Raw genomic sequence first — 15,784 nt, forward strand, 5'->3', positions numbered from 1 at the left:
AGAACCGTTTTCTTCTCTCGCCAGCCCATCTCAACGTTAACCCGAGTGGTCGTTGACTTTGGAGGAGTGGTGTCTATACCTGATCTTGATACCAGGCAGGGTCAGCAATGGCCGCAGACTGAAATCAAGAGGAACGCAAATGCTTATCCGGAAACGGCGTTTAGGTATCGCCATCGTCTGCGCCGGGATCGTGTCGGTTTGCCTGGCGTTTGTGGTGTATCAGCACATTCGTGGCCCTATGCCTTTGACGCTGGGTGATGGAAAAAATGGCCCCCTGGAAATGGTCTGGCTTCCTGCCGGAGAATTTTTGATGGGGAGCGATCATAAGCAGGCTCGTCCAAACGAGGGGCCGGCGCACAAGGTTCGACTCGACGGGTATTGGATCGACCGCTACGACGTCACCAATGCCGATTTCGCCCGTTTCATTTCTGAAACACATTACGTCACCACCGCCGAACGCAAACCCAAATGGGAAGATCTGAAAGTCCAACTGCCGCCAGGGACTCCTGAGCCGGATGACAGCGACTTGGTGCCTGGCGCATTGGTTTTTGTCGGCACAGACAGACCAATCCCGCTCAATGATTTCAGCCAGTGGTGGGCATTTGTACCGGGGGCTGACTGGCGTCACCCGCTGGGGCCAGACAGTACCATCGAGGGCAAGGAAACCCATCCTGTTGTTCAGGTTTCACGTGAAGATGTGCAGGCGTACGCAGCATGGGCGCACAAGCGCCTACTGACCGAGGCTGAATGGGAATACGCCGCAAGAGGCGGACTGGAACAAGCGAATTATGCGTGGGGGAATGACTTCTCGCCCGGAGGGGAAAAGATGGCGAATACCTGGGATGAGGTACAGCCGTTTCCCGTGACCGGAGCCAGTAACAAATTCAAAATTGGCACCAAGCCGGTAGGCAGTTACCGACCTAACGCCTACGGGCTCTACGATATGTCCGGGAATGTTTGGCAATGGGTCGCCGATTGGTATCGTGCCGACGCGTTTAGAGTTGGGCTCAAGCGTCAACCGGCGGGTGAAGCGGCTGTAAACCCGGTGGGGCCATCCGACAGCTATGACCCCGAACTTGGGGTGACGGCCAATGCACCGCAGCGTGTAATCCGAGGCGGATCTTTTCTTTGTAGCGACAGCTACTGCACGAGTTTTAGAACCAGTGCCCGGCAGGGCGCAGACCCTATGAACTCTATGTCGCATCTCGGCTTTCGCTTGGCGATGAGTAATGACCAATGGGAAAAGAACCGTTGAATACAAAATGCACGCTGGCCATGCGTGAACACACGAATGACTGCTCTTGATCGATTCTGTTGAAAAAGTCGGCTTCGGTTTCCATTGCAGAAAAGTGCGCGTCTGAGATTCAAATCTGTGTTTTGCGCAGAAGGTCCAAGACTCAGATTTGACGTAGCTGCGTGCAAAAAATGCGCTTTCACCGCTCGATGCATGGCTAGCCGGGGCGGGTCGACTGTTTTCAACAGAATCGACCCATTGCAGACGGTCAGAAGTGTCTTCCTTTGAAATGGTAGCGATCCAGGCATCCAAAACATATCGCAAGATGTCGAGATTGTAAGAGGAAACCACATACCTTGGTTAACCGGGCACATGACCCGGTTTTCCCGTTCCGTGAAACAACTGACCCGTACCCATCATCTGCTTTTTCTGAGCCATCCTGCATCGTCAATCTATCACTCGGACATTCTGCTTTCTCGATGCCAGAGTGTCGGAAAAAGCTCGTGTTCCATAGGTTCACCTGATGCCAGAGCATCTTTAAGCCCAGGAAAGTCGGGTGAGGTGGCCCAAGGTCTCGGCGCATGCCGCACATCATCGCCTATGACCCTCACTGAAAACGCGCGACGACGGTTATGCCCGCCCACGCCAGCAGAGGCATGCAAGGTCAACATGTTGAAACACACCATGTCCCCTGGCGACAACGTCCATCCCAGAATGGGAAAGTCCTCGCGATGGCTTTCAATATCCGGTAGCTCGCCCAGTGTTCCCTCGGAAAACCATTTGGCCTGGCTGTCCATGAAGGACCGGGGCATCAACCAGGGGCCTTTGTGTGAGCCAGCGATGAATTCGAGGGTCGATTCCCTGGGCACGGGGTCAACAGGAATCCAGAAACTCACGGTGTCCGAACCCGTGATGTTGTAGTAAGGCTGGTCCTGGTGCCAAGGTGTGCGTTGGCGCGTATTGGGCTCCTTTACCAGCAAGTGATCATGGTGCAGGCGCACCTGTAGGCTGTTCAGCAGGGTGGCCGCGATGGGGGCGATGGCGGAGTTGAAGATGAAGTCGCGATAGTGTGCATTCTCTTGCCAGTTACAAAAGTCCTCGAAGAACCATCCCGGATCCGTAGGGCTGCTCGCCACTTTTGCGCGAGGGCTGGGATGGGCAAGGTTGCGCTCGATACCTAGCGTCAGTTCGCTGATTTGCTGCGCAGTAAACGCATTACGGATGCACACCGCACCATCAGTTTGAAAGGCACGTACAGTCTCGTCGCTGACGGGGATGGCAAAACGAGATTCACCGCGTTGTGTCATTTCGTTCATGGGGATTGCCTCAATCGCCGTAAATATCGAAGTTGAAGTACTGCTTCGCGATCTGGTCGTATTGGCCTGATTGGCGAATTCTGGCAATGGCCGTGTTCAACTGCTCTCTGAGATCAGGCTCGTTTTTTCGGACACCGATAGCGACGCCATCGCCAATGATGCTTTTGTCGGTGATGGGCTCACCGGCGAAGGCAAAGCCCTGGCCCTGAGGCTTTTGCAGTAATCCGATGTCGGCTTGTACCGAGGCCTGGAACGATGCATCCAGGCGTCCGTTGATGAGGTCTGAAAACACCTGGTCCTGGGTTTGGTAGGAAAGGATATTGATGCCTTGGCGGCCCCATTGCGACTTGGCATAACTTTCGTGCAGCGAGCCTTGAACCACCCCGACCGACTTGCCCTTCAATGATTCTGCCGTCGGCAGCAATCCGGAGTCTTTTCTGGCAACGAGAGAAGACGGCGCGGTGTAGATCTTATGGCTGAAATCGACCTGCTGGCGACGTGGCTCGGTGGCGCTGAATGCAGACAGGATGGCGTCAAACTTTTTCGCCTTCAACGCCGGGATCATGCTGTCGAAGGGCTGCTCGACCCAAACACACTTGACCCGCAACTCGGCACAAAGGGCATTGCCCAGATCGATATCGAAACCACTCAATGAGCCATCTGGCTGCTTTTGCTCGAAAGGCGGGTAGCTAGGGTCGACGCCGAACTTGATTACCGGTTCTGCCTGAGATAACGGGGTGATGATCAGCCCGAACAGCAAGGTGATGTATTGAAGTTTGCGTAGTTGCATGATGACCTCGTTTTTATTGGTTTTCTCGTTCTGGCAGGTCTTTGCTCAAGCGTTGAGTGGCAAGAAGGCCTCAGTCAACTTGACCCAATAGCCAGCGCCCCGAATCAGGATGTCGTCATTGAAGTCGTAGCGAGGGTCGTGAGCCATGCAGCTCTTTTCACCGTCGCCATTGCCGATGATCAGATAGCTGCCAGGGCATTGCTGCAGGAAGTAGGCGAAATCCTCGCTGCCATTGAAGGGCACGATGTCGTTCATCACCTGGTCCTCACCGAGCCAGTCGATGGCCACCTTGCTGGCAAACCGGGTCATTTCTTCGTCATTTACCAGCAGAGGGTAATCGGCACTGTAGTCGATGTCGGCGGTCGCGCCGAATGCCTGCGCCTGGGCGTGAATGAGGTGTTTTATCTGGCTCTCCAGGCGGTCCCGGACGGCGTTGTTCAGTGAGCGGACGGAAATCAGCATGTGCGCGCTGTCCGGGATCACGTTGGACGCCTTGCCTGCGTTAATGGACCCGACTGTGATAACGCTCATTTCCTGAGGTGAAATGTTACGCGAGACGATTGTCTGCAAAGCCATGATGATGCTTGCGCAGACCACCACGGGGTCGACGCTCAGATGCGGCATCGCGCCATGACCGCCTTTTCCGTGAATCGTGACATTGACCTGATCGGCAGAGGCCATGAAGGGGCCGGCCCGGAACCCGAGTTTTCCGACTGGGTAGCCAGGCATGTTGTGTGCAGCGAACACTGCATCGCAGGGGAACTGTTGCAACACGCCTTCCTGAATCATTCGTCGGGCGCCGGCCAGACCTTCTTCGGCCGGCTGGAAAATCAGGCGGATGGTGCCATCGAACGGATGGCCATGGGCGAGGGCGTAGGCGGCGGCGAGGAGCATGACCGTATGCCCGTCATGGCCACACGCGTGCATCTTGCCAGGTATCCGGCTGGCATAGGGCAGCCCGGTCTTTTCCAGAATAGGCAGTGCGTCCATGTCAGCCCGTATGCCGATCACACGCGAACCGGTGCCTTTTTTCAGCGTGGCGATGACCGCGGTTTCGGCGAAGCCGCGCGTCACGTCATAACCCCACCTGATCAAACGTTCGGCTACCAGCTCACTCGTCTCGACCTCCTGATAACCGAGTTCAGGGTTGGCATGGATCTGGTGGCGCAGTTCGCGCATTTCCTGCTCAATCTCTTTTAACAGCGTGATGGATTGTGTCATTGGCAGTGTTTTTCCTTGGTGATCAAGAGGAGAAACCAATCTGTCGCAAGGGCCACAATCGACGATGGCTTACGGCATCATGCGTTTCATCAAAGTGCCTGGGCTTTTTCTGGTACGGTCTTTTGCTGAGGTTCGAAGCTCAGTTGGTGTTGGTCCGAGAGTAGTGGGCCAAGGCAGCAGCTGACAGGCAATCGAAAGTAAACAAGGCAACCCTGGGTTAACACCGGCGGACACTATGAAGTTCTATCAACTCAATGCACTCGTGGCGGTGGCCGACGCGGGCAGTATCCGCGGCGCTGCAAAAAGACTCGACACTTCGCCGGCAGCGGTCACCAAGGCCATCCAGAAGCTGGAGGCAGACACCGCCACACAATTGCTGATCCGCAATACCTCAGGGATTGTGTTTACCGAGCTCGGCAAGAAGCTGTTGATTCAGGCACGTCTGCTGGTGGCACAGATGGTCTGTGCCCGTCAGGTATTGCCTGATTGCAAGGGGGAACTGGTGGGGTGCTTGTCGGTCGCCGTGACACCCTGGTTGGCGATGACGCTCATGCCAAAAGCCGTCGTGCGTTTTCGCCAGCTGTTTCCAAAGGTACAACTTGAATTGCATGAGGGGCTTTCATCGGTCGCGTGTCCGTTGCTGCGGGATGCGAGCGTCGATCTGTTTATCGGACGGCTTGATACCCGGTCTTCCAGCACCGACCTGACCTATCTGCCGCTGTTCACGGCCGATTGTGCGGTGGTCGCCCGTCACCAACACCCGCTGTCGAACAGCAGGACCATGGAGGACCTGGCGTCGGCTGACTGGATACTGGCCTCGCAACAAGATGGAACGATTTCGACGCAGGGGCATGTGCATTTCGCCCATTCGCTCTCGATCATCTTGAGCTTGCTGCGTGAAACCGACATGTTAAGCATCTTTCCCTGGCCGCTGGTGGAGATATGTGCTCAGCGCGAAGGCTTGTGCACCTTGCCTCTGCGCGAGCCGGTCGGCAGTGCCTCGGTGGGCGCCATCAGCCGAAGCGGGCAGCCCCTGCGGCCGGCGGCCGAGCGGTTTCTGGAGTGTCTGATCGAAACCATTCACCTGGAGATGGGGCATACGCAATCTCCTTATCGGCGCATGTTGCAGACCGTCGATTTGTTGGTCTGAGAGCTGTTATTGAAACTGAGTGGAACGTTACTGGTTTCATGGTTATACGTCACTGCCTGCTCCTGGCCGTTCTCTGCCTGTGGTGACCGGCAGAAAACGACCCAAAGCTGCCGGTCAGCAAAGGCTAAAATTGACCGATTGCCGCCCCTCATCGATCGTAACGAACCACTCCCCCTCATCTTCGTCACACCACTGCCGCTTCAATCGTTCTGGAACGCCAGGTATAAGCCAACACCATCAGCAGCCCCAGAGCAGCCATCGCTGCTCCGGCCAGGGAAATCGCCGGATAACCCAGACCGGCGTTGATCACCGCTCCGCCCAGTGCTGCGCCAATCGCGTTGCCAAAATTGAAGGCGCCAATGTTCACCGCAGAGGCAAGATTGGGCGCGTCCTTCGCTGCTTCCATGACGCGCATCTGTAGCGGCGGCACCAGGGCGAAGCTGGCGATACCCCATATCAGGATGGCAACGGCGGCCGGCAGCGGCCAACGCATCAGAACGGTAAACGCCAGCAAGACGAGAATCAGCACGCTCAGCGAAACGATCAGGGTGCGATCTATCGAGCGGTCGGCGGCCTTGCCGCCCCACATGTTGCCCAGCGTCAACCCCACACCGAACAGCACCAGCATGGCGGTGATGTAGGCGGTGGACGCATGGGTCTCGCTGCTGAGGATCGGCGCGATGTAGGTGAAGACGGTAAACATTGCGCTCGATCCGACTACGGTCAGGGCCAACGCGCCCAGCACCGGACCACGCCCCAGTACCCGAATTTCGGCCATTACACCGACGCTTTGCGGCGTCTTCAGGTTAGGCAGGGCGAACCACAATGCGGCCATGGTCACCACGCCGAGGCCGGTAATTCCCCAGAAAGCGGTGCGCCAACCGAACAGTTCACCAAACCAGGCGGCCAGCGGCACACCGCCGATGGTCGCCAGGGTCAGGCCCATGAACATCGCCGCAACCGCCCCGGCACGTTTCTGCGGGGCGACCACGCTGGCGGCGACGATGGAGCCAACGCCAAAAAATGCACCATGGTTCAGTGAGGTCACCACCCTGGCGACCATGAGGCTGTAGTAACCGGTGGCCAGGGCTGACATCAGATTACCCAGGGTGAAAATCGCCATGAGCCCGATCAGCAGATAGCGCCGGGGAATCCTGCCGGTGGTCAGGGTCATCAGCGGTGCGCCGAGCAATACGCCCAGCGCATAAGCACTGACCAGCAAACCGGCGGCGGGAATGGAAACGCCCAGATCCGCAGCGATACCCGGCAACATGCCCATGGGGGCGAATTCTGTTACGCCGATGCCAAAGGCACCGATGGCGAGCGCGACAAGTGGTGGATTGATACGCATGGAAGGCTCCTTATCTATGCTGCTAATGCTACAATCCAGTCTTTTCAGGTGGTAGATAGCATTTTTGGCAATCACCTTTGCGCAGGAGGCACAAGTGGATTTCAACGGCAGGTCAGGTGAAATGAGCGTGTTCATCACCGTGGCGCAGGAAGGCAGCCTGTCGGCCGCCGCGCGTGCACTGGGCCTGACACCCTCGGCAGTCAGTCGGATCATCGCGCGTACCGAGCAACGTCTTGGCACCCGCCTGCTGTTGCGCACCACCCGAGCGATCACCTTCACTGCCGAGGGCGAAGCTTTCCTGCGCGGCGCCCGGCGTATCCTGGCCGACATGGACGAGGTCGAAGAAGCCATCGCCGACCAGGGCGTACCCGAGGGGCGATTGCGGGTCAGTGCCGCCCTTGGCCATGGGCGGCTGGCCATCGTTCCTTTGGTCGCAGCATTCAGCGCCCGTTACCCGAACATCGTCGTCGACCTCACCCTCGGCGACGAAGTGGTCGACATTCTCGGCGGGCAGGCCGACGTCGCGGTCCGCTTTGGCCATCTGCCCGACAGCCCGCTGACCGCGCGCAGGATCGGCGACACCGGCCAGGTAGTGGTGGCATCGCCCGAGTATCTGCAGAGCCACGGCATCCCCCAGGAACCGGAAGACCTGCTACAGCACAACTGCCTGCGCTTCAACTTTCGGCGTGCCGAACCCAACTGGCCGTTCATCCGCGATGGAAAAGAGTTTTCCCTGAAGGTCAGCGGCAACATCGAATGCAGCAGTGGTGAAGCGCTGGCACAACTCGCGCGAGTAGGTGCCGGCATTGCACGTATCGGTGAGTTCAGCGTGAGCGAGGATCTGCAGCGCGGCGACCTGATTCCGCTGTTGGAAGCCTGGAACCCCGGGGACCAGGAACCGATTCATGCGGTGTTCGTCGGCGGGGCGGCAATGCCGGCGCGGGTGCGATTGTTCGTGGACTTCTTGCTGGAACATCACCGGATGTAAGCGGAGGCGTAAGCTGATATTTCCGGGTACTCGTGATGTTGAAGTGACCAAAACATTTTTGGGTGCGCTATCAATAGGTGGCTTGCCTTACTGGAACAATCGCGAACTCTGGCATTGATGGGTCGTCCGCACGTCTTAAATGGCCGTCGTGAAAGACCGCTTTTGGCCGGTTTCTGCCTGTCACGATAGGCAGAAATCGACCCATAGCGGGCTTTGGCGGGCCTCTAAAGTGAATCTCTGACTATCCGCTTTTTGGCTGCTGATCACGATTGGCCGTCTAGAAGCCAGATGGTCCGTAACGGCAGCGCGTAAGTATTACGGAATTGAATCGGAGTTGCTCAGTTGCGCAAGGTGATGCTGGCTTATTGTGATCTACACTCCCTGAGCGCGTGAGTAGACGCTTCGCCACAAGAAGTATTCAAATTATTTCACCGTGACCATGAACGCTCACGGTGCCAGCTTGCTCAAAACTAACGAGGTAGAAATGAACAGGAAGTTTAACCGGGGCTGGTCAATGGCTGCGGCATTCGTCGTAGTGGGTTCAACGCTTTTTGCGGGGTGTGCGAGCAAGAACGACCCGATCACGCAGGCAGACAAGACGGATGTGACCAAAGGCGTACCCGCGCCAAGTCTGGAGCAGACCAAGGCAATCGCCGAGGAAGGCTTTATTTACGGCTTACCGCTGGTCATGAACTACGCCGTAATGCACGAATATGCTGTGGACAAGGGCGGCCCGCAATACAAGGCGCCGTTCAACCAGATCAAGAACGAGCCTCGCGTCTTCACCTACCAAGACACGGCCATCATCACTCCGAACAGCGACACCCCTTATTCGTTTGTCTGGCTGGACCTGCGCGCGGAGCCGATGGTGATCTCGGTGCCGGCAGTGGACAAGCGGCGTTACTACTCGGTGCAGATGATCGACGGCAACACTTACAACTATGGTTACATCGGCAGCCGTACCACCGGCAACGAGCCAGGCGACTACATGGTGGTCGGTCCCGACTGGAAAGGCGTGCCCCCTCCCGGTATCAAAAAAGTCTTCACCTCGACCACTCCCTTCGCCGTGAGCGCCATTCGGACTCAGCTCTACAACGCCAAGGACATGCCGAATGTCGAGAAGGTGCAAGCGGGCTACAAGGTCCAGCCGCTGTCCGCCTTCCTCCATCAACCCGCGCCACCGGCTGCGCCGAAGATTGATTTTGTCCCGGCTACGACGGAAGGCATCAAGGCCAACTTCTTCGAGTACCTGTCGGCCGCGATGGAGTATGTGCCGCCATCGGCTGACGACCAGGAGATCCGGGCCAAGCTGGCGAGCATCGGGGTGGGACCCGGTCGCACCTTCGAATTCAAGGATCTCTCGCTCGAGCACAAGGCCGTGGTCCTGCTCGGGATGAAGGCCGGTGACCAGAAGGTCGACAAGTTCCTCGCGAGTGGGACGAAGATAATCAACGGCTGGAACGTCGGCGCGTACTTCGGCGACCAAACGTTCTACAAGGCCGACTGGTTGAAGCGTGCCGGTGCCGCGAAAGGCGGTCTCTACGGCAACGATGCCGTCGAGGCGATGTATCCCAACACGCGCACCGACGGCACTGGCCAGACGCTGGATACCGGCAAGCGCAACTACACGCTGACTTTCCCGGCCGGCAAACTGCCGCCAGTCAATGCCTTCTGGTCGGTGACCATGTACGACGGCAAGAGCCAGCTGCTGATCAAAAATCCGCTCAACCGTTACCTGATCAACTCGCCGATGCTGTCGGCGATGAAGAAAAACACGGATGGTTCACTGACGCTGTACATTCAGAAAGATTCCCCCGGCAAGGCTAAGGAAGCCAACTGGTTGCCCGCGCCCGACGACACGGTCTTTCTGGTGATGCGCCTCTACTGGCCGAAGACCGCACCGCCTTCGATTCTTCCCGCCGGCGAAGGCAGCTGGCAGCCACCGGCGCTGGTGGTCTCGAAGTAGTTCGCCTCTTGCGGCCCATTGCCGACACCCGCCGTGGGCAGGTGTCGGCCAGTCCTGCGTTTTCGCCAATAGCAGCCGAACATGAAGGGCTGCTATTGGCCGGTTTCTGCCTGTCCTGACCGGCAGAATTCCACCCGATAAAGCCCGTTCACGCACGCAGCCTATGGGGTTGCCCGTAGAAGCTTTACGCAAAATTTACGGGGTCTTCAGGTTGGGTATCTAATACTGCGCGGTGTTAATTTGGAACGCTATTGTCATGTCCCTCGCAGCAATTCGGCTTATCGGCTTCATCCTGGGCATTTTTCTGATCACGCTGGCCATAAGCATGGCTATTCCCATGATCACACTGGTGGCCTATGAGCGTAGCGACGATCTGTCGGCCTTTCTCTGGTCGAGTTTGATTACCTTCATCTGTGGCCTCCTGTTGATCGTGCGGGGACGCCCGGATACTGGCCAACTTCGTCCCAGGGACATGTACTTGCTGACTACCGGAAGCTGGGTAGTCGTGTGCACCTTCGCAGCGTTACCAATGGTGTTCATTAGCCAAATCAGCTACACCGACGCATTCTTCGAAACGATGTCTGGCATCACAACCACTGGTTCGACGGTACTCACCGGTCTGGATACCTCATCTCCCGGCTTGTTGATATGGCGCTCCATGCTGCATTGGTTGGGCGGCATCGGTTTTATCGGCATGGCTGTGGCGATCCTTCCACTGTTGCGAGTAGGCGGCATGCGTCTGTTCCAGACAGAGTCCTCCGATTGGTCGGAGAAAGTGACACCGCGTTCCCATGTGGCAGCCAAGTACATTCTTTTGCTCTATCTGGGGCTTACCGGGTTTGGAGCTCTGGCGCTCTGGCTCGCTGGAATGACGCCATTTGAAGCGGTCAACCATGCAATGTCGTTAATCTCTACCGGAGGGTTCTCAACTTCGGACGCTTCCCTTGGGCATTGGACGCAACCAGCGATTCACTGGGTGGCGGTAGTCATCATGATTCTGGGCAGCCTGCCGTTCACCTTGTACGTCGCGACATTGCGGGGCAATCGGCGTGCGCTGATCAAGGACCACCAGGTCCGCGGATTCATTGGATTCTTGCTCGTCACATCGCTGGCTGTGGGTACCTGGTTATGTTTTCACAGCGATTACGGATGGTGGGATGCGTTTCGTATCGTGGCGGTCAATGTGACCTCGGTCGTCACGACCACCGGAATTGCGGTTGGCGACTACACCTTGTGGGGCAGCTTCGCTGTCTTGCTGTTTTTCTATCTGACCTTCGTCGGTGGCTGTTCCGGCTCAACGGCAGGCGGTCTTAAAATCTTCCGTTTTCAGGTGGCTGGCGCTCTACTGGTCAGCAGCTTGAAGCAGTTGATCCATCCTCGAGCGGTGATTCAGAAAAAATACAACGGCCATCCCATCGATGAGGAGATCGTGCGCTCGCTTTTGACCTTCTCGTTTTTCTTCACCATCACGATTGCCGCCATCGCTTTGGGCCTGGCTCTCATTGGGCTTGATTGGACAACCGCGTTGAGCGGTGCCGCTACGGCGGTGTGTAACGTCGGACCGGGTCTTGGCGCAATCATTGGGCCGGCCGGTAATTTCTCATCATTACCGGATGCCGCCAAATGGCTGCTCACGGTTGGAATGCTTCTAGGAAGGTTGGAAATCCTGACTGTGTTGGTACTCGTAACTCCAGTTTTCTGGAGATATTGACCCAGCTAGTCGAGGGCTGAGACTACAAGCTACATGAGGGACGAAAATCAGCTTGTCGATACTTACCTAGCGATGGTTGCGATAGCGTTCGGTCAAGGATTGCACGAGGGTGACGTAGGATTGCGTCTCGGCGTAGGGAGGCACCCCGTTGTACTCGACCACGGACGCTTCGCCGGCGTTGTAACCTGCCAAAGCCAGCACCTGGTTGCCGTTGAAGCGCTTGAGCAGCCAGGCCAGGTAGCGCACGCCGCCACGAATGTTCTGTCGTGCGTCGAACGGATCGTCCACGGCGAAGCGCTGGGCGGTGGCGGGCATCAACTGCATCAGCCCCTGGGCGCCGGCTTCGGAAATGGCGTTGGGGCGAAACGCCGATTCGGCATGTATCACTGCGCGGACCAGCGCCCTGTCGACACCATAATGACCCGAAGCGGCTTCGATCTCCCGCCGATAGGAAAGGGTGTCCAGGCGCAGTGAGGCGACCTTGAAATCCTTCGGCGCCATGCACAGATAGCAGCCCTTGATGTAATAGAGCTCAAGGACATCGACCCGTGCGGAGATACCGACGGGGCGCCGGCTCACATATTGACGAGTACCCTTGTGGATGAAGGTGAACACCCGAATCCGCACCGCGCCTGAGTCGTCGTCCCGCACAACCCGTGGCAGGGCCATTGCCTTGGCGCCGACACCGGCGCCCGCCATGCCATTGAGGCGAGTGCAACGGGCGCTGGCGATGGCTTGGCTGGTGTAGCTGATGGCGCCGTCCCCGGCTTGGCACTTGAACATGGCGCTGGCGCACAGAGGAGCGACCAGCAAGGCCAGCTCGATGCAGCCAAGAAGGCTCTTGCGAGCCCATCGCCATGTTCTGGATCTCATCACATCGCTCCGCGCCGCAGGCGCCGATCGGGCCTGGGGCACCTGGCCCGGGCGCTACCTTCGGAGGGCCCATTCTGCGTGACCCGCCTTTTGTTCTGATAGTTATACCCCTTGTAACCGGCTTTGGAACTTGCGTTGACGTATGGGGTGGCGGCGTTCCCGGGCGAGGCGCAGGCCCGAAGGTCTTCGCCACGCCGTCAGCATCGGTCAGGCGCAGGCTGCCTTCTAGGATGTGGCACATCTGGTCGTAGTCGCACTGGCATCTCGGTCTACGCACTGACCGAAAAACCGCTGCTTCCTGCGAAGACCCAGCGGTTCATCGAGTTCATACGCGACCATCTCAACAGTGCTTAATGCCTGACGACTGGATAGGGGGCATCCCGACGCAAACGAATGTCTCCTTCTGGCCGATTGCTGCCTGTTCTCAAGGCTGCCCGTCAATTCGATGGGCTATTGCAACGATTAGAACTCCTTCTCTCACGGAAGGTATCCGCCCATTTTTTGGGTGTTGTGCATAATCTCTCTTAGTGAGTCCAATAAAGCGGAAGCGGCAGGTGACAATGTAGCGTCTGCTAGTCGGGAAACACCAATTTGTTCCAGAATTAGAGGTTCAAAAGCCGGGAGGCGGATTAGTTCCTTACTGTGTGCTGGGTCAGAAATAACTGATTGTGGTAATATCCCAAGAAAATCGGTCTGTTTTAATAACCAAAGTATATTAAAGAATGATGCGGTTTCTATCGTTGCATGTGGTGGATTGATGTCATTTCGATGAAAGATATTATCGAACTGCTTCCGTAAAGTAGTTTCTATTGGGGGCAGTATCCATGCTTCGCGCGCGAGCTCTTCCAGTTTAACCTCTGTTTGCTGGGCAAGAGGGTGGTCACGGCGCGCAACGATGACGGCGTTTTCGCTAATAAGTGCCTCCTGAGCGACAACGACGCTTGAGCTGACATCGGAAAGTCTCCCAATCAAGAAGTCCAATTCGCCCGAGATGAGCCGAGGTATTAGTTCTCCGCTTACACCATCGATGATTTTGATGCGGATGCTTGGTCGGCTTGCCCAGAGTCGTGCGATGGCTGCTGGCACAAGATAACTTGACCCTGTTAACACGCTTCCTATAGCAACACGCCCGGCATGCCCTTTTCCAAGCGCGTCGATTGCTTGGGATACATGATCCAGTTGGGCAAGGATCATCCGGCTGCGCTGTACAAAGTCCCGACCAAGCTCCGTAGGCGTAACCCCCCTACGATTTCGGGTGTAGAGCTGAGCCCCTACAGCCTCTTCCAGATCCTGTAGTAGCTTGCTCGCTGTAGGCTGTGAGAGGTTCAGCGAGCGTGCGGCGTGCAAAACACTGCCATATTCAAACAACGCAATCGCCAGGCGGAAATGCCTGACTGTTGCCCATTTTTCCAACCGTTCCAGACTCATGTGGTATTCCAATATTCGATATCAGGTCTAATATATTCTAGATTTACGAATACCATAACCCCTCCTAGAATGTACCTGGCGCGCTGGGTCGTTCCAGTTAATCACTCGTGAAGTGTGCAAAAGGTCTTATTCGAATTGATGTAACGCTTCTGGTATACGGCTCCTTTTGAGCGGGGCGGCCTTTTATAAAGCTTTGGGATGTATTGCTTGTTATCAATCTGAGAGGAGTAAGTGTCGTATGGGTGTCAAAAATCTAGATACGGTGAAGAACTACTTTAAATACTGCGTGGATGGTAAGGATGTTGAGCGGGTTTCCGAGTATTTCGATGTCAATGTGGTTGTGCATCGACCGGACTGCGATGCTCCGATAGGTGGTTTGGAAAACTTTAAGCGAGCCTTGAGCGAAAATGTTCTCGAACGATATAAAACAATTGAAACTACGTTCAGCAAGGAAGTTGTCACGGATGACGTTGTTGTAGTCGCGTTGACGCACTGTGCTACTGGCTCGAATACATGGCACGGCTTTAACGTAGAAGGCAAGAGCTTGACTTGGACCGCTCTGACGTATTTTCGGTTTAACAAAGAGGGGAAAGTGATCGAGGAGATCGTTGAGCGGAACGAACTGTTTATGGCAAAGCAACTCGGAATCATCAGTTACGAGTAACTTAGTTAAATTCCAAGGGGGAATAAGTCCACCGTGGTGAAATTATACTCCCCACGGTGGTCAGGGGCCGCTGTTGGCCGATTGTTGCCTGTCATCAACGTCAACTGCCGGCCCAAAGCAGCCAGTGTGTCGTCGTGTTCGCGGGCAAGTCGGATCGCCGCCTCAACATATACAGGGGCGCGCATCGGCTGGCAGGGCGCAAGGGGAGAAAGAAGCTGAAAGTTTATTAGCGGTCAGCTGTGGATGAACGTCCAGAGATCGGTATTCAGTTTTTCGATAGCGTCTTTAAAGTCCTTGGTGGTGATTTTCTGACTTTCGTTCTCTAACGGGTTGCCGAATACCTTACGCACCACTTTGGCCATTGTTTGATTGGTTCTTGCGTCAATGAACTCGGCTTCAATGAATAGGTTAGTGTCTTGATCCCGGTGACCGGTAGCTGCCTGTGTCGCTCCGACAACGGCCGCAATCGGCATCACTTCATACCACTTCATGCCTTCGTTCGAGGCGCTGACGCCAGTGATTGCCGCACGAAGAATCAGGGGGCGTGACCTGGCTGGTGCGGCGGCGTTAGACACCCTCTGGTATTTCTGGCCCAGTACGATTTTGGCCTTCCTGGACATGAAGTCCTGCAAGTCGGCCAGCGTTTGTTGATTGACCTGTTCGTTGGGTTTGGGCGAGGGATAAAACTCCAGCGTTCTGAACGCGATGGTGTCATACGCATTCGGGTTCCACGACGGGCTCACCCAGCGCATTGCCTTCTCACCCGTGGCGGTGGTCACTTCTTGCAGGTTGTTGTAGTTGGACAGGAAGCCCGAATATTGCTCGCGTTCAGTGACTTGGGAGGTGCAACCGCTGAGTAGCAGGTATGTCAGTGCGACGCCAACAAACAGTTTACGGTCCAGGGACATGGTGGGTTCACTCCACGATTTAGTCGTGCTCAGTCAACTGAAAAATAGAAACGCCAAGTCATGTTTCCCTTCATGGCATGAATGAAGCGTTGTCGAACCGACCGGAGAATTGATTACCGTTGTGAACTGGATCTGCTGCGCCGACATGTCGCAGAGCCAGACCCAGCCCGACTGACGTTGATGT

13 protein-coding genes and 1 pseudogene are annotated in these 15,784 nt (G+C 56.4%); 7 read left to right on the forward strand and 7 right to left on the reverse strand.

Features of this window, described 5'->3' with window-relative positions:
* Positions 1-139 precede the first annotated feature (139 nt).
* Entirely contained in the window at positions 140-1,255 is a 1,116-nt protein-coding gene (locus AB4O40_RS00630) for a formylglycine-generating enzyme family protein (RefSeq protein ID WP_223541873.1), read from the forward strand.
* A gap of 434 nt (positions 1,256-1,689) precedes the next feature.
* On the opposite strand, the gene AB4O40_RS00635 is transcribed toward AB4O40_RS00630, so the two are convergent.
* From AB4O40_RS00635 to AB4O40_RS00645, 3 genes are read right to left on the reverse strand one after another with little or no spacing between them, the layout of a single operon-like run.
* Complete coding sequence (locus AB4O40_RS00635; RefSeq protein WP_223541874.1) at positions 1,690-2,550, reverse strand: phytanoyl-CoA dioxygenase family protein; 861 nt, start codon at positions 2,548-2,550, stop codon at positions 1,690-1,692.
* A gap of 10 nt (positions 2,551-2,560) precedes the next feature.
* Positions 2,561-3,340: an ABC transporter substrate-binding protein gene (locus tag AB4O40_RS00640; RefSeq protein ID WP_223541875.1), complete on the reverse strand. Its 780-nt coding sequence runs from the start codon at positions 3,338-3,340 to the stop codon at positions 2,561-2,563.
* Between the two features lie 45 nt (positions 3,341-3,385).
* Positions 3,386-4,561 (reverse strand): M20 aminoacylase family protein, encoded by a 1,176-nt coding sequence (locus tag AB4O40_RS00645; protein ID WP_460056697.1) that lies wholly within the window; start codon positions 4,559-4,561, stop codon positions 3,386-3,388.
* A 235-nt stretch (positions 4,562-4,796) separates the two neighbouring features.
* Between AB4O40_RS00645 and AB4O40_RS00650 the strand changes: the two genes are divergently transcribed.
* Positions 4,797-5,711: a LysR family transcriptional regulator gene (locus AB4O40_RS00650; protein WP_223541877.1), complete on the forward strand. Its 915-nt coding sequence runs from the start codon at positions 4,797-4,799 to the stop codon at positions 5,709-5,711.
* 184 nt (positions 5,712-5,895) lie between these two features.
* Here the strand turns inward: AB4O40_RS00650 and AB4O40_RS00655 are convergent, their stop codons facing one another.
* On the reverse strand, positions 5,896-7,062 hold the full coding sequence (locus AB4O40_RS00655) for an MFS transporter (protein WP_460056694.1): 1,167 nt from the start codon (positions 7,060-7,062) through the stop codon (positions 5,896-5,898).
* Positions 7,063-7,156: 94 nt separating this feature from the next.
* Between AB4O40_RS00655 and AB4O40_RS00660 the strand changes: the two genes are divergently transcribed.
* From AB4O40_RS00660 to AB4O40_RS00670, 3 genes are all read left to right on the forward strand, one after another.
* Positions 7,157-8,050, forward strand: a complete 894-nt coding sequence (locus tag AB4O40_RS00660) for a LysR family transcriptional regulator (RefSeq protein WP_460160123.1) — start codon at positions 7,157-7,159, stop codon at positions 8,048-8,050.
* A gap of 514 nt (positions 8,051-8,564) precedes the next feature.
* The gene (locus tag AB4O40_RS00665; RefSeq protein ID WP_411741806.1) at positions 8,565-10,016 is read left to right on the forward strand and encodes a DUF1254 domain-containing protein; all 1,452 of its coding nucleotides are present in this window, start codon (positions 8,565-8,567) and stop codon (positions 10,014-10,016) included.
* Between the two features lie 256 nt (positions 10,017-10,272).
* Entirely contained in the window at positions 10,273-11,727 is a 1,455-nt protein-coding gene (locus tag AB4O40_RS00670; RefSeq protein ID WP_223541879.1) for a TrkH family potassium uptake protein, read from the forward strand.
* Positions 11,728-11,793: 66 nt separating this feature from the next.
* Here AB4O40_RS00670 and AB4O40_RS00675 read toward each other — a convergent pair whose 3' ends face one another.
* A complete protein-coding gene (locus AB4O40_RS00675) occupies positions 11,794-12,600 on the reverse strand; it encodes a lytic transglycosylase domain-containing protein (protein ID WP_460056690.1) in 807 nt (268 codons plus the stop codon).
* 261 nt (positions 12,601-12,861) lie between these two features.
* On the opposite strand from AB4O40_RS00675, the pseudogene AB4O40_RS00680 reads away from it, so the two are divergent.
* Positions 12,862-12,954 (forward strand): annotated as a pseudogene (locus AB4O40_RS00680) (LysR family transcriptional regulator); the annotation flags it as partial.
* Between the two features lie 123 nt (positions 12,955-13,077).
* Here the strand turns inward: AB4O40_RS00680 and AB4O40_RS00685 are convergent.
* Positions 13,078-14,028, reverse strand: a complete 951-nt coding sequence (locus AB4O40_RS00685) for a LysR family transcriptional regulator (protein ID WP_056722936.1) — start codon at positions 14,026-14,028, stop codon at positions 13,078-13,080.
* A gap of 238 nt (positions 14,029-14,266) precedes the next feature.
* On the opposite strand from AB4O40_RS00685, the gene AB4O40_RS00690 reads away from it, so the two are divergent.
* On the forward strand, positions 14,267-14,692 hold the full coding sequence (locus AB4O40_RS00690) for an ester cyclase (RefSeq protein WP_223542269.1): 426 nt from the start codon (positions 14,267-14,269) through the stop codon (positions 14,690-14,692).
* Between the two features lie 233 nt (positions 14,693-14,925).
* On the opposite strand, the gene AB4O40_RS00695 is transcribed toward AB4O40_RS00690, so the two are convergent.
* Positions 14,926-15,600, reverse strand: a complete 675-nt coding sequence (locus AB4O40_RS00695; protein WP_460056686.1) for a DUF3313 domain-containing protein — start codon at positions 15,598-15,600, stop codon at positions 14,926-14,928.
* Positions 15,601-15,784 lie beyond the last annotated feature (184 nt).

The organism is Pseudomonas sp. S2_F07, from assembly GCF_054668325.1.